The 19,083-nt window shown below is 69.1% G+C and carries 20 protein-coding genes; 12 read left to right on the top strand and 8 right to left on the bottom strand.

Annotated elements, in window-relative coordinates:
- Positions 1–131: 131 nt before the first annotated feature.
- From ACFYRH_RS21965 to ACFYRH_RS21955, 3 genes are all read left to right on the top strand, one after another.
- Entirely contained in the window at positions 132–614 is a 483-nt protein-coding gene (locus ACFYRH_RS21965) for a MarR family winged helix-turn-helix transcriptional regulator (RefSeq protein WP_387778050.1), read from the top strand.
- A gap of 105 nt (positions 615–719) precedes the next feature.
- Positions 720–2,141, top strand: a complete 1,422-nt coding sequence (locus tag ACFYRH_RS21960; protein ID WP_387778047.1) for an MFS transporter — start codon at positions 720–722, stop codon at positions 2,139–2,141.
- A gap of 10 nt (positions 2,142–2,151) precedes the next feature.
- Positions 2,152–2,796 (top strand): TMEM175 family protein, encoded by a 645-nt coding sequence (locus tag ACFYRH_RS21955; protein WP_387778044.1) that lies wholly within the window; start codon positions 2,152–2,154, stop codon positions 2,794–2,796.
- On the opposite strand, the gene ACFYRH_RS21950 is transcribed toward ACFYRH_RS21955, so the two are convergent.
- From ACFYRH_RS21950 to ACFYRH_RS21935, 4 genes are all read right to left on the bottom strand, one after another.
- Positions 2,750–4,321, bottom strand: a complete 1,572-nt coding sequence (locus ACFYRH_RS21950) for a carboxylesterase/lipase family protein (protein WP_387778041.1) — start codon at positions 4,319–4,321, stop codon at positions 2,750–2,752. The two genes, ACFYRH_RS21955 and ACFYRH_RS21950, sit on opposite strands and share 47 nt — an antisense overlap.
- A gap of 68 nt (positions 4,322–4,389) precedes the next feature.
- The gene (cobF, locus tag ACFYRH_RS21945) at positions 4,390–5,154 is read right to left on the bottom strand and encodes a precorrin-6A synthase (deacetylating) (protein WP_387778038.1); all 765 of its coding nucleotides are present in this window, start codon (positions 5,152–5,154) and stop codon (positions 4,390–4,392) included.
- 65 nt (positions 5,155–5,219) lie between these two features.
- Positions 5,220–6,716: a glucose-6-phosphate dehydrogenase gene (gene zwf, locus ACFYRH_RS21940; protein ID WP_387778035.1), complete on the bottom strand. Its 1,497-nt coding sequence runs from the start codon at positions 6,714–6,716 to the stop codon at positions 5,220–5,222.
- A 161-nt stretch (positions 6,717–6,877) separates the two neighbouring features.
- The gene (locus ACFYRH_RS21935) at positions 6,878–7,255 is read right to left on the bottom strand and encodes a VOC family protein (protein WP_387778032.1); all 378 of its coding nucleotides are present in this window, start codon (positions 7,253–7,255) and stop codon (positions 6,878–6,880) included.
- Between the two features lie 143 nt (positions 7,256–7,398).
- Here ACFYRH_RS21935 and ACFYRH_RS21930 point away from each other — a divergent pair, with 143 nt between their 5' ends.
- Genes ACFYRH_RS21930 through ACFYRH_RS21915 form a run of 4 tightly spaced genes read left to right on the top strand, consistent with a single transcriptional unit; the run spans position 7,399 to position 9,895 of the window.
- Complete coding sequence (locus ACFYRH_RS21930) at positions 7,399–7,728, top strand: YciI family protein (RefSeq protein ID WP_387778029.1); 330 nt, start codon at positions 7,399–7,401, stop codon at positions 7,726–7,728.
- Positions 7,725–8,912, top strand: a complete 1,188-nt coding sequence (locus tag ACFYRH_RS21925; protein ID WP_387778026.1) for an RNA polymerase sigma factor — start codon at positions 7,725–7,727, stop codon at positions 8,910–8,912. The genes ACFYRH_RS21930 and ACFYRH_RS21925 overlap by 4 nt, the downstream gene beginning before the upstream one ends.
- 18 nt (positions 8,913–8,930) lie before the next feature.
- Entirely contained in the window at positions 8,931–9,515 is a 585-nt protein-coding gene (locus ACFYRH_RS21920) for a maleylpyruvate isomerase family mycothiol-dependent enzyme (protein WP_387778023.1), read from the top strand.
- A complete protein-coding gene (locus ACFYRH_RS21915) occupies positions 9,512–9,895 on the top strand; it encodes a VOC family protein (RefSeq protein WP_387778020.1) in 384 nt (127 codons plus the stop codon). Before ACFYRH_RS21920 ends, ACFYRH_RS21915 begins: the two co-directional genes overlap by 4 nt.
- On the opposite strand, the gene ACFYRH_RS21910 is transcribed toward ACFYRH_RS21915, so the two are convergent.
- Positions 9,892–11,400, bottom strand: coding sequence for a serine hydrolase domain-containing protein (locus ACFYRH_RS21910; protein ID WP_387778017.1), 1,509 nt, complete (start codon positions 11,398–11,400; stop codon positions 9,892–9,894). The genes ACFYRH_RS21915 and ACFYRH_RS21910 overlap by 4 nt on opposite strands.
- Positions 11,401–11,499: 99 nt before the next feature.
- On the opposite strand from ACFYRH_RS21910, the gene ACFYRH_RS21905 reads away from it, so the two are divergent.
- Positions 11,500–12,033: a helix-turn-helix domain-containing protein gene (locus ACFYRH_RS21905; protein WP_387778014.1), complete on the top strand. Its 534-nt coding sequence runs from the start codon at positions 11,500–11,502 to the stop codon at positions 12,031–12,033.
- On the opposite strand, the gene ACFYRH_RS21900 is transcribed toward ACFYRH_RS21905, so the two are convergent.
- Genes ACFYRH_RS21900 through ACFYRH_RS21890 form a run of 3 tightly spaced genes read right to left on the bottom strand, consistent with a single transcriptional unit; the run spans position 12,030 to position 15,249 of the window.
- A complete protein-coding gene (locus tag ACFYRH_RS21900; RefSeq protein WP_387778011.1) occupies positions 12,030–13,274 on the bottom strand; it encodes a class I SAM-dependent methyltransferase in 1,245 nt (414 codons plus the stop codon). The genes ACFYRH_RS21905 and ACFYRH_RS21900 overlap by 4 nt on opposite strands.
- Positions 13,271–14,005, bottom strand: a complete 735-nt coding sequence (locus tag ACFYRH_RS21895; RefSeq protein WP_387778008.1) for a DUF1365 domain-containing protein — start codon at positions 14,003–14,005, stop codon at positions 13,271–13,273. The genes ACFYRH_RS21900 and ACFYRH_RS21895 overlap by 4 nt, the downstream gene beginning before the upstream one ends.
- Positions 14,002–15,249 carry an NAD(P)/FAD-dependent oxidoreductase gene (locus ACFYRH_RS21890; protein ID WP_387778005.1) on the bottom strand — a complete coding sequence of 416 codons (1,248 nt, stop codon included), beginning with the start codon at positions 15,247–15,249 and terminating at the stop codon, positions 14,002–14,004. Before ACFYRH_RS21890 ends, ACFYRH_RS21895 begins: the two co-directional genes overlap by 4 nt.
- 95 nt (positions 15,250–15,344) lie before the next feature.
- On the opposite strand from ACFYRH_RS21890, the gene ACFYRH_RS21885 reads away from it, so the two are divergent.
- From ACFYRH_RS21885 to ACFYRH_RS21870, 4 genes are read left to right on the top strand one after another with little or no spacing between them, the layout of a single operon-like run.
- Positions 15,345–16,226: a MerR family transcriptional regulator gene (locus ACFYRH_RS21885; protein ID WP_387778002.1), complete on the top strand. Its 882-nt coding sequence runs from the start codon at positions 15,345–15,347 to the stop codon at positions 16,224–16,226.
- The gene (locus ACFYRH_RS21880; RefSeq protein ID WP_387777999.1) at positions 16,223–17,695 is read left to right on the top strand and encodes an SDR family oxidoreductase; all 1,473 of its coding nucleotides are present in this window, start codon (positions 16,223–16,225) and stop codon (positions 17,693–17,695) included. Before ACFYRH_RS21885 ends, ACFYRH_RS21880 begins: the two co-directional genes overlap by 4 nt.
- Positions 17,692–18,129, top strand: a complete 438-nt coding sequence (locus tag ACFYRH_RS21875; protein ID WP_387777996.1) for an SRPBCC family protein — start codon at positions 17,692–17,694, stop codon at positions 18,127–18,129. The genes ACFYRH_RS21880 and ACFYRH_RS21875 overlap by 4 nt, the downstream gene beginning before the upstream one ends.
- On the top strand, positions 18,126–19,049 hold the full coding sequence (locus ACFYRH_RS21870; RefSeq protein WP_387777993.1) for an SDR family NAD(P)-dependent oxidoreductase: 924 nt from the start codon (positions 18,126–18,128) through the stop codon (positions 19,047–19,049). Before ACFYRH_RS21875 ends, ACFYRH_RS21870 begins: the two co-directional genes overlap by 4 nt.
- Positions 19,050–19,083 lie beyond the last annotated feature (34 nt).

Here is a 19,083-nt window from a genome sequence, read left to right as displayed (position 1 = left end):
CGACACCGCGGTCCCGCGCGAGATAGCCGTCGCTTTCCCGCGACTGCCGGTGCGGGGTTACCGGCGGTCGCGGGGAATGATCCGGCTCGGGATCATCTGCCGGTAGATGATCCCGCGTTACCCTCGAAGGTATGGCGCAGCTCCCGGAACGTACCGTCCCCGACCTCACCGGCTACCTCACGCATGCCGGTCATGTCCTCGAGACGCAACTCTCGGCGGCGCTCGCGGAGGTCGGTCTGACGCTGCGCATGCAGTGTGTACTGCGGCACGCGCTGGAGGCGGAGCGTACGCAGATCCAGATCGCCGAGCTGTCGTACCTGGACAAGACCACGATGGTGGTCACCGTGGATGCACTGGAGAAGGCCGGGTACGCCGAGCGGAAGCCGTCCGCCACCGACCGCCGGGCCCGGATCATCGCGGTCACCGAGGCCGGCGCGAAGATCGCCGCCGAGGGACAGAAGATCGTCGACCGCGTGCACGCCGAAGCCCTCGCGACCCTCACCGCCCCCCAGCGCCAGACGTTCGTCGACGCTGTCACCACCCTGGTCGACGGCCCGCTGGCCACCCCGGTCTCCGCCCAGCCGGTACGCCGCTCCCGCCAGCGCGCAAGCTGACCACCCGCACCAGCCACTCCACGGCATTAGTCCGATAAGAGATCGTCTATTACGGGACTATCTGTTAGGGTCCTTCTTGTCGGATTCGAGGACAAGGAGAGACCTGTGAGTGTGGACGTGGTGGAAGCGGCCGTGGGGCGCGGGCGGGCCCTGGTCGTGCTGTGCGTGATGCAGCTGATGATCATCCTCGACGGGACCGTCGTGACCGTGGCGCTGCCGACGATCCAGCAAGACCTCGGGTTCTCGCAGGCGGGGCTCGCCTGGGTACTGAACTCGTACCTGATCGCCTTCGCCGGGCTGCTCCTGCTGGCCGGCCGGATCGGGGATCTGATCGGCAGCAAACGCGTGTTCGTCGCGGGCCTCGGCCTGTTCACCGCGGCCTCGCTGCTGTGTGGCCTGGCGGCGAACGCGGAGGTGCTGATCGCCGGCCGGTTCCTGCAGGGGGTCGGCGGCGCGCTCGCGTCAGCGGTGATTCTCGGGATGATCGTCAACCTCTACCCGGCACCGGGCGAGCAGGCGCGGGCCATGGGGGTCTACAGCTTCACGGCGGCCAGCGGCGCGTCCATCGGGCTCATTCTCGGCGGCGTGATCACCCAGACCATCGGCTGGCACTGGGCGTTCCTGATCAACGTCCCGATCGGCGTGCTCTCGTTGGTGTTCGCCGTACGGGTGCTCGGTCACCAGCCCGGGCTCGGTCTTTCGAAGGGCGCGGACGTCGTCGGCGCCGTGCTCGTGACCGCCGGCCTGTCACTCGGCGTCTACACGATCGTCCAGACCGCTGAGCCGCAGGCGACGCTGACCCGAACTCTCCTGCAGGCTGCTGCCGCGCTCGTGCTGCTGGCGGTGTTCGTCGTGCGCCAAGCCCGCATCAAGAACCCATTGCTTGCCCTGCGCATCTTCCGGCGCCGGCAGCTCAGCGTCGCGAACCTAGTCGTCGTACTGCTCTTCGCGGCCGGCTTCGGCTTCCAGTTCACCACCGCGCTGTATGTCCAGCGGGTTCTCGGCTACGACTCGCTCACCACCGGCCTCGCCTTCCTGCCGGCGCCGCTCATGAACGCACTGATGTCACTGTCCATCGCACCGCGGCTGACCGTCCGCTTCGGCCCTCGCAAGATGCTGGTCGCCGGACTGATCGTCTTCCTGCTGGCCCTGCTCTGGATCAGCCGCGCACCGGTCGACGGCTCGTACGTCGTCAACGTCGGCCCCGTGCTCGCAGTGATGGGTGCCGGCATCGGAGTGGCCATCCCGGCGTCGATCATGCTCGCCATGTCCGGTGCGGACCCCACCGACGCCGGGCTGGCCTCCGGACTCAACAACACCGCACAACAAGCCGGTGCGGCCATCGGCACCGCCGTACTCGCGACGCTGGCCGCCTCGACCACCACCCGCCGCCTGGGCCAGCACGCCGGCGACCTGCTCGCCCTGAGAGACGGGTACGGCGCTGCGTGGCTCGCCGCGGCCGGATTCGTTCTCGCGGCGGTACTGCTGTCGATCGGTCTACTGAGGGCGGCCCCAACCGACCAGTAGTCTTTCGGCCGTGAGTACGCCGAGAGATCCCGATCGCCTGGTCCTGTTCACCGACGCAGTCGTGGCGATCGCGATCACGTTGCTCGTGCTGCCGCTGGTCGACCTGGTCCCGGAGGTCAGGTCGGACGGCGGCGACGCGGTCTCGGTGATCACCGACCATCGGCAGGAGCTGTTCACGTTCCTGCTGAGCTTCGTGGTGATCGCCAACTTCTGGCTGGGGCACCACCGGGTGTTCGAGCACGTCCGCGCCTACAACCCGCTGCTGATGCGACTGAACCTGCTCTGGCTGCTCGCCATCGTCGTGCTGCCGTTCCCGACCGAGATTATCGGTACGTTCGACAGCGACCGCTTCACCGCCGGCATCTACGTGGGGACGATCCTGGTCCTCAGCATCCTGCAGTCCGCGATCACCTGGCTGGTGCACGGGCACAAGGAGCTGGAGGACCCGGACAACCCGGTCAGCAAGCGCCAACTCGTTGGCACGCTGCTGCTGACCGGGCTGACCGTCGTCGCGTTCCTCCTGGCGGCCCTGGTGCCGGGAGTGAACTTCTACGCGATGCTGCTGCTACTGCTGTCCCCGTTGCTGATGCCGGTGTGGAGCAAGCGCTTCACGCGCCAAGAGCAGTCCACAACCCACACTGGTGCTCAGCAGTGAGGTTCACCGGCTGAATCCCGTTCTGGTCGGTCGGCGCGAGCGACAGCCCGTTGACCGCGCGGACGCCGGTCGGTGACCAGTGCGGCCGGTCCGGTCCGTTCGGGTCGCCGGTCCGGGCGAACGCGGTCCAGTAGTCGATCATCTGGTCCGACAGCTTCTGCTGCGTCGCGGTCAGCGGCAGGTCGTTCCCACCGAGCCGGAACAGGTACGGCAGCTCCGACGCGTGGACGGCGCCCAGTCCGGCCGGTGCGATCGGCGAGTGCTTGTCAGCGAACTCATAGGCGTACACCGGTACCTTGCGCGCCGCCTGCTGGTCATTCGCCACCTGAGTGCACGACCAGATCCGATCTGTCGTGACAGCACCCCACGCCGCGGCCGGCGTCCCGTAGCGGGACTGCGGGTAGTGCCGCAGTACCACTGGTGCCTGCTTCGGGCCGACCATGTTCTCGACGAGCTTCGGGTAGTCCTTGATGTCGCCGAACGCGGCCAGCCAGGCGTTCGCCTCGTCGTGGTTGTTCCCCGAGACGATCGGCACCCGGTGGAACAGTCCGGCCTTCATCGCCCTCGCCGGGCTGAGCGGTACGACGGCAGTCCCGCCGTACCCGATCTGTGTGAACTGGAGCGTGTCGTCCACGAGTACGTCGGACTTCGCGGCGCGAAGGCAGTCGAGCATGGACTGACCGGGCTTGCAGGCCAGCTCGGACTTCTTGCCGGCCGCCCACTCCTTGCCGTTCGCCTGCACCTGGCCGGCCGGGATCCACGGAGAGTCCGCGGCCTGGCCCGGGTACTGGCTGTTGTCGGCCCAGTTGAACGCGCACGAGCCGCTCTGCATGATCGCCTTCGCGAACAGGCCCGTCGAGGTCGGAGAGGTGAGCTGGGCGCAGACACTCATGCCACCGGCCGACTCACCGGCGACCGTGACGTTGCTCGGGTCGCCGCCGAAGGCCCGGGCGTTGCGCTGCACCCAGCGCAGGGCGGCCTGCTGGTCCTGCAGACCGTAGGTGCCGGATCCCGCCAGGCCCGGGTATCCGAAGAAGCCGAAGATGCCGAGCCGATAGTTGACCGTGACAACGACCACGTCACCGCGGGCGGCGAACTTCGACGCCTCGTAGCTGCTCCCCGCGCCGGAGAAGAACCCGCCGCCGGGCAGCCACACCACGACCGCGCGCGACTTGGTCGTGGGCTTCGCGGGCGTGGTCACGTTCAGGTACAGGCAGTCCTCGGTGGACGACCCCTTCGGGGCCTCGGAGTTCGCCTGCTGCGGACACACGTTCTGGACCTTCGACTGCCGTACGCCGGTCCACGCCGCGGCCGGCTGCGGCGCCTTCCAGCGCAGCGCGCCGACCGGGGGAGCGGCGTACGGAATCCCGTCGTACACCAGGGCGTCGCCGACCGTCCTGCTCGCGACGAGCCCTTTGTCGGTTCGTACATCCGGTTGGGCCGCTTCACCGGGACCGGCGAAGGCCACCAACAGTCCGAGCGGCACCACGGCGGCCGCCATCGTTGCCAAGAGTCTGTTCGTCATGCGGTTCGTCATACTGGCAGCCTCGGCCAGATGACGCTTCGGCCGCTTCGTCCCGGCGGCCAGGGTGCCTAAGACTTTGGTCTACGTCTGAGCAGGTAGGTGTCCATGATCCAGCCCTTGCGGTCGCGGGCCTCGGCGCGGACCTTCTCGATCTCGCCCGCGACCTCGCGGAGCGGGCCGGAGATCAGCAGCTCGTCGGGAGTGCCGAGGTACGCACCCCAATAGATGTCGGCGCCGGTGTCGAGATGCTCGGTGAACGCGGTCTGCGCGTCCAGCATCACCACCACATCGTCCACGTCCTCCGGCCACTGCTTCGCGAGCCGTCGCCCGGTGGTGATCTGGATCGGGCGGCCGACCTGGTTCAGCCCCACCCGGTGCCGGGCCGCGAGCGTCGACACGCTGCTGATCCCGGGGATCACCTCGACCTCGAACGTGAGCTCGCCGCGGCACAGGATGTCGTCCAGGATCGCCAGCGTGCTGTCGTACAGCGACGGGTCGCCCCAGACCAGGAACGCGCCCACCTGGTCCTCGCCCAGCTCCGACGCGATCAGCTCGGCGATCACGTCGGCACGGCGCCGTCGCCAGTCGTCGACGGCCTCGACGTACGCCGAGGTGGTGCGGTCCCGCTCCGGGTCCTGGCCGACGACGACGCGGTACTCCTTGCTCGTCGCGTACCGGCGGAGGATCTCCGACCGGAGGTCGACCAGTTCCTGCTTGACCTCGCCCTTGTCGAGCACGAAGAACACGTCGACCCGGTTCAGCGCCGACACGGCCTGCATCGTCACCTGCTCCGGATCGCCAGCACCGACTCCGACGACCACGATCTCGCGCATGCGGCAGACCTTACTGCCCGCTTACTGCCTGCCTATTGCCTGCCTATTGCCTGCCTATTGCCTGCCTATTGCTTGGCCTCCCGCCACTCCCGCTCGAACGGCAGCCGCCAGGCGCGCGGGGCGATCAGCTGGTGGATCGCGTTCGGGCCCCAGGTGCCGGGCTGGTAGGTCTTCGCCGGCGGCGGGTCGTCGAGCAGCGGCGTGGAGCGGTCCCACAGCGACTCGATGCCCTCGGCCGTCGTGAACAGCGTGTGATCACCGCGCATCGCGTCCAGGATCAACCGCTCGTAGGCCTCCAGCACGTCGGCCGCGTTCTCGGTCTCCTGGGTGGAGAACTGCATCGACAGCTTCTCCAGCCGCATCCCGGGTCCGGGCCGCTTGCCGTAGAACGACAGCGACACCCGCGACGAGTCGGCCAGGTCGAAGGTCAGGTGGTCCGGGCCCTCGGAGCCGACGCCGGAGCCGGACGGGAACATCGTCTTCGGCGCCTCCTTGAAGGCGATCGAGATGATCCGCTGGCCCTCGGCCATCTTCTTGCCGGTGCGCAGGTAGAACGGCACGCCGGCCCAGCGCCAGTTGTCGATCTCGACCTTCAGCGCGATGAACGTCTCGGTGTCGGAGTCCGGCGCGACGCCCTCCTCGTTGCGGTACCCGGAGTACTGCCCGCGGACCACGTCGGTGGGGTGGATCGGCAGCATCGACCGGAAGACCTTGTTCTTCTCCTCCGAGATCGCCCGCGGCTCCAGGGCGGTCGGCGGCTCCATCGCGACGAACGACATCACCTGCATCAGGTGCGTGACCACCATGTCCTTGAACGCGCCGGTCGGCTCGTAGAACGTGGCCCGCTGGTCCAGACCGAGCGACTCCGGGATGTCGATCTGCACGTGGTCGATGAAGTTCCGGTTCCAGATCGGCTCGAACAGGCCGTTGGCGAACCGGAACGCGAGGATGTTCAGCGCCGCTTCCTTGCCGAGGAAGTGGTCGATCCGGAAGATCTGCGCCTCGTCGAAGGTCTGGTGGACGAAGTCGTTGAGCTTGATCGCGCTGGCCAGGTCGTCACCGAACGGCTTCTCCATCACGACCCGTGCCCGGTCGACCAGGCCCGCGTCGCGGAGCATCGCGATCACCGCCTGCGCTGCCTTCGGGGGCACCGACAGGTAGTGCAACCGGCAGGCGTCCGGGCCGAGCAACTCCTCGGCCTTCTTCACCGCGGACGCGAGCGCCTCCGGCCCGGCGGTGACCGGCACGTACTCGAGCCGCTCGGCGAACTGCGCCCACTGCTCGTCGGTCATCTTGTGCGTGCCGAACTTCTCGACCGCCTGCTTGGCGCGCTCCCGGAACTCGTCGCAGCTGAGCTCCTCGGTCGCGGTGCCGATGATCCGGACGTCCGGCGCGAACCGGGACTGCTGCAGGTAGGCCAGCCCCGGCAGCAGCTTCCGCTTGGCCAGGTCGCCGGTGGCGCCGAACAGCACGATCACATGCGGCGCCAGCGGCTCCGGATCCCGTCGCGACGGCCGCGATCCGGGGGACGGATACGCAATGGTCTGAGTACGGTCAGGCATTCAGTCCTCCCGAGGACGCCACCGGAGCCAACACACCTCGCAGTCTAGGCACTCGGGAGTGAACTGGCGGTGTACGTCGGCCGGCAGCCCGCCGCGGCCGGGTGGCGCGCGAGCGGGTTGCCGGTTCTCCGGTTGCCGCCGGCAACCGTGGGACGCGACCGCTACGCGGTCTGCCAGAGGCCGAGGATGTTGCCCTCCGGGTCCTTGAAGTAGGCCGCGAAACCCATGTCGCCGACCGGTAGCTTCTCGCCGATCGGCTCGCCGCCGAGACTCTCGATCGTCTTCCAGGCCGCGTCGATGTCCGGGACGTCGACGGTCAGGATCGGCCGGGTGAGCTCGGCGGTGCGCTGGAACATGCCGCCGTTGATGAACCCGGGCTCGGACGGCATCGACTGCTCGTCCACCGGACCGGTCGAGACCATCGTGTAGTTCATTTCGGGCATCTCCATCAGTTTCCACCCGAACGCCTCGCGGTAGAACGCCCGCGCTCGCTCCGCGTCGTCGTACGGCACCTCGAAGTGCACGATCCGGCCTGTCATCGCAGCCCCCTCCCACTGGTAACGCCACTACGGCCGACGCTAGACCCGGTACGTCGGTGCGGCCACCCCTGAACCGATTACCGTTTGGGTGTCTGTCTCCGGCGTACCCGTTCGTCGGTGGGATGACAGAGAGGACGGGCCAGATGAAGTACTTGCTGATGATCTGTGGTGACGAGTCGCACGCCAACGACGGGTGCGGCGGCTGGAGCGAGGAGATGACGGCGCGGGGCGTGGTGGCCGGTGGCGCGGGGCTGCGGCCGCCGAACGAGGCGACGACGGTCCGCGTGCGCCACGACGAGGTGCTGCTCACCGATGGGCCGTTCGCCGAGACGAAGGAGCAGATCGGCGGCTTCGTGCTGATCGACTGCGCCGACCTGGACGAGGCGATCGAGATCGCGGCGAAGCACCCCGCGGCCGGCTACGGCACGATCGAGATCCGGCCGGTCCTGGAGCCGCCACCAGGAGTGGTGTGACGTTCGAGGACGTCTACCGGCAGGAGTGGGGCCAGGTGGTCGCCACTCTGATCGGGATGACCGGTGACTGGGAGCTGGCCGAGGAGTGCGCACAGGAGGCGTTCGCCGCGGCCCTGGAGCGGTGGCCGCGGGACGGCGTACCGGACCGGCCTGGTGCGTGGCTGACCACGACCGCACGCAACCGGGCGATCGACTGGCTGCGCCGTGAGGCCGTGGGCGCCGCGAAGCTCAAGGAGGTGGCCGCGATGCAGGAGGAGCCGGAACCGCCGTACGACGTACCGGACGATCGGCTGCGGTTGATGTTCACGTGCTGCCATCCGGCGCTGGCGATGGAGGCGCGAGTGGCGCTGACGCTGCGGACGCTGGCGGGCCTGAGTACGACGGAGATCGCGCGGGCGTTCCTGGTGCCGGAGTCCACGATGTCGAAGCGCCTTACCCGCGCCAAGCAGAAGATCCAGCACGCCGGCATCCCGTACCGCGTCCCGCCCGCGCATCTGTTGCCGGAACGGACACCCGCCGTACTGGCGGTCCTCTACCTCCTCTTCAACGAGGGGTACTCCGATGTTGTCCGTAGCAACCTCAGCGGTGAAGCGATCAGACTCGCGCGCCTGCTGGTCCATCTGATGCCAGACGAACCAGAAGCCGGCGGACTGCTCGCGCTCATGCTGCTGCACGACGCCCGCCGCGAGACGCGCCTGGCGCCCGACGGTGCGCTGATCACGCTCGAGGACCAGGACCGCACGCGCTGGGACCACGCCCAGATCACCGAAGGCGTGGACCTCCTCGACTCGGCGCTCCGGCGCGGTGAGCCCGGCCTTTACCAGGTCCAGGCCGCCATCGCCGCCTGCCACGCCACCGCCCGCACCGCGGCCGACACCGACTGGCCGCAGATCGCCGCTCTGTACGCCCAGCTCCCGCAGACCCCTGTCGTCGCGCTCAACCGAGCCGTAGCGATCGGTATGTCCGACGGACCGGCCATCGGCCTTCGCGTCCTCGACGACCTGTCCACCGGACCACTGGCCGACTACCACCTCCTCCCAGCCACGCGAGCCGACTTCCTGCGCCGACTCGACCGTCACTCCGACGCAGCAACCGCCTACCGCGAGGCGCTGGCGCTGGCCGCCACCGAGTCCGAACGGCGGTATCTCCAGAAAAGACTGCGCGAGGTGTCTGCATCGGCCTGACCCGTTCGTCGGTGGGTCATGACGGATATCAGAAGTGTGGTGACCGCCGAGCGGTCCGAGTTCGCGGACGTGCTCGCGGGGCTGACAGCGGACCAGTGGGACCAGCCGACGCTCTGTGCCGGATGGCGGGTCCGGGAGTTGGTGGCGCACCTGACCATGCCGTTCCGGACCTCGACGCCGCAGTTCATCGCCGGGATGGTGCGCGCCGGCGGGAAGTTCGACCGGTACGCCGATCGGCAGGCGCACCGCGACGCGGCGGAGTTGTCGTCGGCGGAGCTGCTCGACTGCCTGCGGCGGAACGTGAGCCACCCGTGGAAGCCACCGGGCGGCGGGTACGCCGGCGCACTTTCACACGACGTGATCCACGGCCTCGACGTGACCGTTGCGCTAGGCATCGACCGCCGCGTGCCACTGGAGCGGCTGCAACTCGTCTTCGACGCCGTGAAACCCCGCCAGCTCAAGTACTTCGGCGTCGACCTGAACGGCGTGCAACTGCAAGCCACCGACCTGGACTGGTCCTACGGCACCGGCACCCCGCTGCAACGCCCCGCGCAGGAACTGCTCCTGCACCTGTGCGGCCGGACGACGGGAGTCACCCGATGATCATCTGCCTCCCGATCGAGGACCGCCCGCGCTCGTACGCGTTCTACCAGGAAGCGCTCGGCCTGAAGCCCGTCGGTGAACCGGACGAGGACGGGATTCCCGAACCGCTGCGGTTCGCGCTCGCGGACGACGTGACCATGATGCTGATCCCGACCGGTGGCTTCGGCTGGGTGCTCGGGGACCAGCCTGCCGCGCCGCGTGGGCAGAGTGAGTGCATTCTGAGCGTGCGCGCCGACAGTGCGGATGCTGTCGACGCGCTGCATGCTCAGGCGGTCGCCGCCGGGGCAGTGCAGGTGACGGCGCCGACCAGAAAGCCGTGGGCGTACCTGGCCACCTTCACTGACCCCGACGGACACCTGTGGATGGTCACCACCGGTTAGAGCACGCGGTGCCGGAAGGTCGTGGTGCTGCGGGCGCCCGCGGCGTGGTGGCGGAAGAGGCGGCCGCCGTAGCGGAGCCACTCGACCTGACCGTCGTCGCCGCGGACGAAGTTGACGCGCACGTGGGTCGGCGTACCGTCCGGGTTCTGGGCGAGCGCGTAGTCCTTGCGGTAGAAGGCGAAGCGGAACAGGGCTTGTCCACTCGCGCTCGCGGCCAGCTCGCCCTTGTCCGCGGTGACGTCGAGTCCGAGCTCCTCCGGCTTCCCGTCGAAGCCGATCTGCTGTGACACGTACGTGCCCTCGAACTCCGCCAGCTGACGCGCCGGCAGCTCCCGCGGTACGGCGGGCAGGTTGTTCACGCCGGCGAACTCCCGCAGCGCCCAGTCGTCGGCGAACAATTCCGCCACCAGCAACGGACCAGTCTCCGAGTTCGTCAGCAGCGTGATGGCGAAGTCCCGCTGCGGCACGAACAGGAAGCCGGAGTGCTGCCCGTTCCAGTCGCCGCCGTGCTGCACGACCGTCGGGCCCTGGAGCGTCGGCCGCAGCATCCAGGTGACGCCGACGCCGTTCAGCTCGACGAACAGCGTGCCGCCGGGCCCCGGGTGCGACTGCATGGCCAACCGCGCTCGATCGCTGAGCAGGCGCGGGAATCCGGGGTGACCCATGTGGAACCGCGCGTACCGCAGCTGGTCGCGGGGGCTCGAGATCAGCCCGCCGATCGAGTGCAGCGCCCGCGGCATCGCGTCGAACGAGGGCTCGACGACCGCCTTGCCGTCGACCACGTTGTGCGACGCGGCGACGCTGAACCCACCGAGCTCGCTGTGGAAGAACCGGCTGTGCGCGAGCCCCAGCGGGTCGACGACCAGTTCGCGGGCGGCGGTCTCGTAGGGCTTCCCGGTCACCACCTCGATGATCCGCCCGGCCACGCCGATCGCGGCGTTGTTGTACGAGAACACCTTCCCGAGCGGAGTGAGCTGCGGGATCTTCGTCATGTCCGCGACGTACTTCGCCAGCGCGCCGGTGTCCTGGCCGGTGTCCTCGAAGTAGTCGCCCTGCCAGCCGGCCGAGTGGTTCAGTAACTGCCGGACGGTGACCCGGGCGGCCACCGACTCGTCCTGGGTCGCGAAGTCCGGCAGGTAGGCGCGCACCGGCCGGTCCAGGCTGATGCGGCCGCTCTCGACGAGCCGCATGATCGCGGTCGCGGTGAACGTCTTGCTGGTCGAGCCGATCCGGAACACGGTGTCGGCCGACACCGGCTCGTTGGTGTCCACGCTCGTCACGCCGAATCCGCGGACGTACTCGCGGCCGCGGTACCAGACCCCGAGGCCGGCGCCGGGGATCGCGTACTTCGCCATCGCGGCCTCGATCTTCTCGGCGAGCCGGCCGATCGCGGCGGGTTCCCGGACACCGCCGGCCGCGACCGGCAGAGTGGAGAGAGCAGACCCGGCGGCGAGCGGTACGCCGGCGGCCAGGGACTTGAGCACGGTACGACGGGTGAGCGACACGTCAACGTCTCCTCGGGCGATGGGGAATGCTTCCGATGCCGCTATTATTACCATCGATGGTATCAATGGATACCCTGAAAGAACCCTGATGGAGAGCCGATGGAGGAGTCGCCGACCCCGGTGCTGGACGTCCTGCTGCACCCGATCCGCTGGCGCATCGTGCAGCGCGTGCTCGGTCGCGAGGTGACCACCACCGACCTGAAGCGCGACCTGCCCGACATCCCCACGACGACGCTCTACCGGCACGTCGCCGCGCTGATCGACGCCGGCTACCTGACCGTCGTCCGCGAGCGCAAGATCCGCGGTACGACCGAACGCACGCTCAGCCTGGACCAGACCAGGGTCGGCCGGATCGACGAGCGCGAGGCGCGGGCGATGACGCCGGAGCAGCACCGTCAGGCGTTCCTGCTGATGCTCACCCGGCTCGCGGCGGACTTCGACCGCGTGGTCGACAGCGGCGACCTGTACCCGCGGATGAACCAGCTGGGCTACTCGCAGCTCGCGCTCTACCTCAGCTCCGAGGACATGGCCACCTTCCGGGACCGCTTCGCCGAATTGATCGAGCCCTACCTGGCGGAGTCACCCGGCAAGGACCGCGTCGTCCTGTCGATCTTCTCGCTGCCGGACAGCTAGCGGCGAGTGAGCCGCAACTGACCGACGTCGAGATACCCGGAGGCGAAGCCGGCCTCGCAGTAGCCCAGGTAGTACTCCCAAGCGCGCCTGAACGTCTCGTCGAACCCCTCCGCCTTGACCTCGTGCCAGTTGGCGGTGAACCGGTGCCGCCACCGGCGGAGTGTCTCGGCGTAGTCCGCACCGAACCTGTGGTCGTCGTCGACCACCAGCGTGGTGTGCTGCGCCAGCGTCTCGTCGATCGCGGTCCGGGACGGGATCAGGCCCCCGGGGAAGATGTACTTCTGGATCCAGCCGTACGAGTGCCGGGTGGCGAGCATCCGGTCGTGCTCCATCAGAATCGCTTGCAGGGCGACCGATCCGCCCGGTGCGAGCAGTTGGTCGAGCGCGCGGAAGTACTGCGGCCAGTACTCCTCGCCGACCGCCTCGATCATCTCCACGCTGACGATCGCGTCGTACGAACCGGTCACCGCCCGGTAGTCCTGCAGTCGCAGGTCGACGCGGTCGGTCAGTCCGGCGTCGGCGACGCGCTTCTGGGCCAACTGCAGCTGTTCGGTCGACAACGTCACGCCGGTGACCTGTGCGCCACGACGGGCCGCTGCGATCGCCAGCGTGCCCCAGCCGATCCCGATCTCCAGCACCTGCCTCCCGGGTCCTACGCCGGCCTGGTCGAGGATGCGCTCGACCTTTCGCGTCTGCGCGTCCTCGAGGTCCTGGGCGGACAGCGGTACGTCGTGGTCGAACAGTGCGGAGCTGTAAGTCATCCCCGGGTCCAGGAACGCGCCGAACAGCGCGTTGCTGAGGTCGTAGTGCGCGCTGATGTTGTCCCGCGCACCAGTCAGCGTGTTGCGTTGCCGGCTCGGGATGCGCTGGTCGACGACCCGCCGGAAGCGCAGCAGCCACCGCGGCACCAACTGGGCGACTCGGGCGGCGAACGGCGTCAGCAGGTCGCCCAGATCGGTCCCGTCGGCCGCGGTCCAGTCGCCGGCCATGTACGCCTCGCCCAGACCGATCTTCGGGTTGTGCGCGAGCCGCTCGAACATCGACTGCGGCCGGACGATCCGTAGTACCGGTGCGTCCGGGCCGCCGCCACCGCGCACTGTGCCGTCGGGGTAGAGCGCCCGTACCGGCACCTGGTCGAGCATCCGGTCGACGATCAGCCGGGTGAACCACGCGCGCACGCACAGCGGACGCAGGGCGGGGTGCCGGAGGCAGAGCGGTTGGGCAACGGTCAGAGTGCTCATCGGAGTCCTTCCTGGAGCGGGTGCACCGGCCGCTTGACCACGGGGAGCCGGCGGGCCCACAACCACAGGCCGTGCAACCGGATCAGCGCCGACACCCGTTGTGGCATCAGCGGCATGCGTACTGCGGTGGACAACACGGCTCGACGCGTCGCAGGACGCGGTACGCCGTCGAAGCTCGCGCCGAAGACCGTCCGGTCGCCACGGGACAGGCTGACCTGCACGCGGACCTGATCGCGGCCGAGCTCGAAGCTGAGACGGTACGTGCCGGACACGTCGTTGAACGGCGAGACGTAGAACTCCTTCGCGGTGTCCGCGCTGCCGTCCGCATCCGGGCGCAGCAGGTAGACGTGCCGCTCGCCGTACGTGTTGTGCACCTCTGCGACGACGTACGGGCTGTCGACGCACCAGAAGACAGTGAGTGGATCGAAGACGTGACCGAGGACGCGGGCGTTGGCCAGCATCACGACCCGCCCGTCGTACTCGATCCCGTGACTGGACAGGTAGCGCAGCAGATCGGCCTTGAGGGTCGGACCGTGGCCACCGAGGTGATCGCGGGTCTCGAACCGCGCCAACGGACGCAGGTACCACGGCAGCCGTGGTACGTCGTCCAGATCGATCAGCCACTGGTACACCCGATGCCGGAACGCGTGCCGGACCGGGCCGGACCGCCCGTGCCGGACCGTGCCGGTGACGATCGCCGGGAGGGAGGGGTGCTGTCCGGCGATCGTCACCAGCGGACTCCCAAGGACTCCGCCGCCGCGACGCCGGAGCGGCAGCCGTCCTCATGGAAGCCCCAGCCGTGGTACGCCCCCGCGAACGCGACCAGGCCGGTGTTGAGGCTCGCCAGCCGGCTCTGCGCCGCGACGGCCTCCGGGGTGTAGATGGGGTGCTCGTAGTCCATCCGGGCGATCACCGTCGCCGGATCGACCGTCTCCGCGCCGTTCAGCGTGACGAGGTACGTCTCGTCGGTGTCCAGCCCCTGCAACCGGTTCATCCAGTACGTCGTCAGCGGGGTGCCGGGACGCACCACGTAGTTCCAGGAGGCGCGCGCGTTCTTCGTTGCGGGCAGCAACGACGAGTCGGTGTGCAGGACGGTCTCGTTGCGGCTGTACTCGAACGGCCCGAGCACCGCCTTCTCCTCGGGCGTGGCGTCGGCCAGCAGGTCGAGCGCCTGGTCGGCGTGGGTCGCCAGCACCACCCGGTCGAAGTCGAGCGTGTTGCCGTCAGCAACGGTCACGCCGACGCCGTCCGGATGCCGCTGGACCGACTGCACAGGCTGCCCGGCGCGGACCGCTTCGAGACGGTCCGCCACGGCAGTGACGTACTGTCGGGAGCCGCCGGTGACGGTCAGCCATTGCGGTGAGCCGCTGACCGAGAGCATGCCGTGGTGGTCGAGGAACCTGAACAGGTAGCGGGCCGGGTACGTGAGGGCCGAGTTACCACCGCACGACCAGACGCAGGACACCACCGGGACGGCGTACAGGCGGATGAAGGCCGGGCTGAACTTCTCGTCCTCGAGGAACTCGCCGAGCGTCACGAGGTCGTGGTCGTCGGTCCGCGCCAGGTAGGCGGCGGCGCGGCGGTGGAAGCGGCGTACCTCGGTCAGGAGCTGCAGGAATCGCGGGTCGGCGAGCCGGCGACGCTGCGCGAAGATGCCGGTCGCTCCGCGGCCGCCCGCGAACTCCAGGCCGCTGGCCGGGTCGCTGATGCTCATGCTCATCTCGGTCGGCTGCGTCGGCACACCCAGCTCGCCGAACAGCCGGCGGAGCAGGGGATAGGTGCGGTCGTTGTGCACGATGAAGCCGGTGTCGATCGCCAGCCGCTGCCCGGCCGGGTCGGTGATGTCGTGGGTATGGGCGTGTCCGCCGAGCCGCGCGTCGGCCTCGAACAGGGTGACGTCGTAGCGCCGCGCGAGTAGATAGGCGGCGGTCAGGCCGGACACTCCGGCTCCGATCACAGCCACGGACTCGGTCATGAGCAGGGCCTCCAGGCTGTCTAAGGTTTGTCTAGAGATTAGCCACGCTTACCTGCACTAGTCAAAGGTCTGTCTAGAGTTTGTATAGTGTCCTCGTGGAGACTTCGGTGCGAGGTGGCCTGCGGATCGGTGCGTTGAGCAAACGCGCCGGTGTCAGCGAGCACGTCCTGCGTGCGTGGGAGACGCGCTACGGCCTGCTGGCCCCGACGCGCTCGTCCGGCGGCTTCCGGCTGTACTCCGAGGTCGACGTACACCGGGTGCAGCGGATGCGGGCCTATCTCGCCGACGGACTGTCCGCGGCCGAGGCCGCCCGCGCGGTCCTGGCCGAGCCGGCGATGACTCCGTCTGCACCGGCAGTGGGAGCGCTGAGGGCGGAGCCTGGCGGTGTCGCCGGGCTGCGGGCCGCGTTGGACGAGCTGGACGAGCGTGCGGCGCACGTCGTCCTCGACCAGCTGTTCGGTGCGCTGACGATCGAGGCGGTGATCCGCGACGTCCTGATCCCGTACCTGCACGACCTGGGCGACCGCTGGGCCCGCGGTGAGGTCACGGTCGGGCAGGAGCACTTCGCCAGCAACGTGATCCGCTCCCGGTTGGCCGCGCTGTCGCCAGGGTGGGGCGGTGGCCACGGCCCGCGCGCCTTGCTCGCCTGTCCACCCGGAGAGCTGCACGACATCGCCCTGTTGTCGTTCGGCCTGGTACTCCGGCGCTCGGGCTGGCGGGTGGTTTTCCTCGGCGCCGACTCGCCGATGAACGATGTCGAACGCACCACCGAGGCGCTGGCGCCCGATCTGGTCATGCTGGCCGCCTCCGATGCCACCCGCTTCGACTCCATCCGTCCCGAACTGGTCCGGCTGGCGCGAAAACGTTCCCTCGCGCTGGCCGGACCTGGGGCCTCCACCGAGCTCGCAACCGCCGTCGGAGCGCAGTACGTCGAGACCGACCCGGTCACCGCCGCGGAGCGATTGGCTGAACGATGACCAGAGTCTTGGTGACTGGAGCGACCGGCTACATCGGCGGACGGCTCGTCCCTGAGCTGCTCGCGGCCGGGTACGACGTCCGCGTCCTCGCCCGGCGCCCGCAGCGGCTGGAGACACGTTCGTGGCGGCCGGCGGTCGAGGTCGTCGAAGGTGATGCCTCCGACCCGACAGCGTTGACGAAGGCGCTGGAAGCCGTCGACGTCGCGTATTACCTGATCCACTCACTCGGGACCGGGCGTCGCTTCGAGGAGCGCGACCGGCGTACCGCACTGGCCTTCGGTACGGCGTGCCGCGAGTCCGATGTCGGCCGGATCGTCTACCTCGGGGGGCTGTACCCCGAGGGCGAGGAGCTGTCGCCGCACCTAGGGTCCCGGCGCGAGGTGGGGGAGATCCTGCTCGCGAGCGGCGTACCGACGACCGTGCTGCGCGCTGCGGTGATCATCGGGTCCGGCTCGGCGTCGTTCGAGATGCTGCGTTACCTGACCGAGCGGTTGCCCGTGATGGTGACGCCACGCTGGCTGGACACGCGGATCCAGCCGATCGCCGTGCGCGACGTACTGCACTACCTGGTCGGGTCGGCCCGGATGCCGGCCGAGGTGAACCGTGGCTTCGATATCGGCGGTCCGGACGTGCTGACGTACCGCGCGATGATGCAGCGGTACGCCGCCGTCTCCGGCCTCCGCCCGCGGCGCATCGTGACGCTGCCGCTGCTGAGCCCCGGCCTGTCGAGTCACTGGGTCGGACTGGTCACCCCGGTCCCCAGCGGCATCGCACGGCCGCTCGTCGACAGCCTGGTGCACGAGGTGGTCTGCAAGGACCACGACATCGACCAGTACGTCGTTCCGCAGACCGCAGGCGGGATCGGCTTCGACCGCGCGGTCGAGTTGGCCCTGAAGAAGGTGCACGACCTCGACGTGAGTACGTCGTGGGCCTCCGCCTCGACACCGGGCGCACCGAGCGATCCGCTCCCCAGCGACCCGGACTGGGCCGGTGGCTCGCTGTACGTCGACGAACGCGACTGCCTCGTCGATGCGGAGCCCGAGCGGCTCTGGAAGGTCATCGAGGGCATCGGCGGCCAACGCGGCTGGTACTCGTGGCCGCTCGGCTGGTGGACCCGCGGACTGCTCGACCGGATCGTCGGCGGCCCCGGACTCCGCCGCGGCCGGTTGCACCCGGACACGCTGTCGGTCGGCGACCCGCTCGACTGGTGGCGCGTCGAGACGATCGAACGCGGCCGCCTGCTCCGGCTCCGCGCCGAGATGCGCCTGCCCGGCGAGGCGTGGCTCGAACTGCACGCCAGGACCGACGGACAGGGCCGCACGCTGTTCCGGCAGCGCGCCCTGTTCCATCCACGGGGACTGCCGGGGGAGCTGTACTGGGCGGCGATCCGCCCGTTCCACGACGTCGTCTTCGGCGGTATGCAGCGCAACATCGCCCAGGCCGCCGAACGAACGAAGGAGTCCCGATGATCGTCATCGAACGCGAAGTAGCGATAGCGGCCACCCCTGAGCGGGTGTTCGACTACCTCGCCGATTTCCGCACCACGGAGGAGTGGGATCCCGGCACGGTCCGCACCACGCTGGTCAGTGGCGACGGCGGGGTCGGTACGACGTACCGCAACACCTCCCGCTTCAACGGCCGGGAGACCGAACTGACGTATGTGGTCGAGGACTTCACCCGGCCGGACCGTGTGGTCCTGCGCGGCGAGAACCGCAGCATCGTCGCGCGCGACACCATGACGTTCCGCTCCGACTCCCACATCACCCGGGTCACCTACCGGGCCGAGTTCCAGCTGAAGGGCCTGGCGCGCTTCGCGGAGTCGTTCCTGCGCAAGCCGTTCGAGCACTTGGGCGAAGAAGCCGAGGAGGGCCTGCGCAACGCCCTGGGGAAGCTGGCCGCATGACCCTGGACACCTTGCTGGACCGTGCGGTCGTCCCCGGCTACACAAAACTCGGCTACGCAATCCGCAGCCGCACCTGGCCGAAGAACGACCCGGCCCCAGACTCACTGACCGGCAAGACCGCCGTCGTCACCGGAGCCCGCACCGGCCTGGGTAAAGCCACCGCGGCGGGCTTGGCGCGCATCGGCGCCACCGTCCACCTGGCTGTCCGCAACGCCGAGAAGGCCGCGCCCGCCCTGGCCGACCTGCAACGCGAAGTCCCCGACGCCACCTTCGTCCTCGACGAATGCGACATCTCCGACCTGGACTCCGTCCGCGCGTACGCCGCCACGATCACGAGCCCCGTCCACGCCCTGATTCACAACGCCGGCGTCATGCCCCCCAAACGCACCGAGTCAGCCCAGGGCCACGAATTGACCCTCGCCACCCACGTCCTGGGCCCCCTACTACTGACAGACCTCCTGCGGGACCGCCTGACGACCGGCCGGGTAATCCTCGTGGCCTCGGGTGGCATGTACACCCAGCCCCTCCCCAAAGACCCCGAGTACCAAGACGCCCCCTACAAGCCCGCCACCGCCTACGCCCGCACCAAACGCATCCAGGTAGCACTGACCCCACTCCTGGCCGCAGACCTCACCCCCACCTTCGTAGCCTGCATGCACCCCGGCTGGTCAGAAACCCCCGGCCTGACGGACTCACTCCCCGGGTTCACCCAACTGACCCGGCGCCTCCTCCGCACCCCTGAGGAAGGCGCCGACACCACCATCTGGCTGTCAGCCACAAACCCCCGCCCCCCAACCGGCAAGTTCTGGCACGACCGCCGCTCCCGCCCAACCCACTACTTCAACCTAACCCAAGAGTCCCCAGAACAACGCGATTCCCTCTGGCGCCACTGCCGCACAGCAGCGGGCATCCCGGACTGACCACGAGATCGGCACGGGCGTCGCCGGGGGGTCC

The organism is Kribbella sp. NPDC004875, assembly GCF_042873375.1.
In the GTDB taxonomy this organism is placed as follows: Bacteria; Actinomycetota; Actinomycetes; order Propionibacteriales; family Kribbellaceae; genus Kribbella.
The sequence above is the reverse complement of the archived record's forward strand: the minus strand, read 5'-3'. Positions and strand labels throughout refer to the sequence as shown.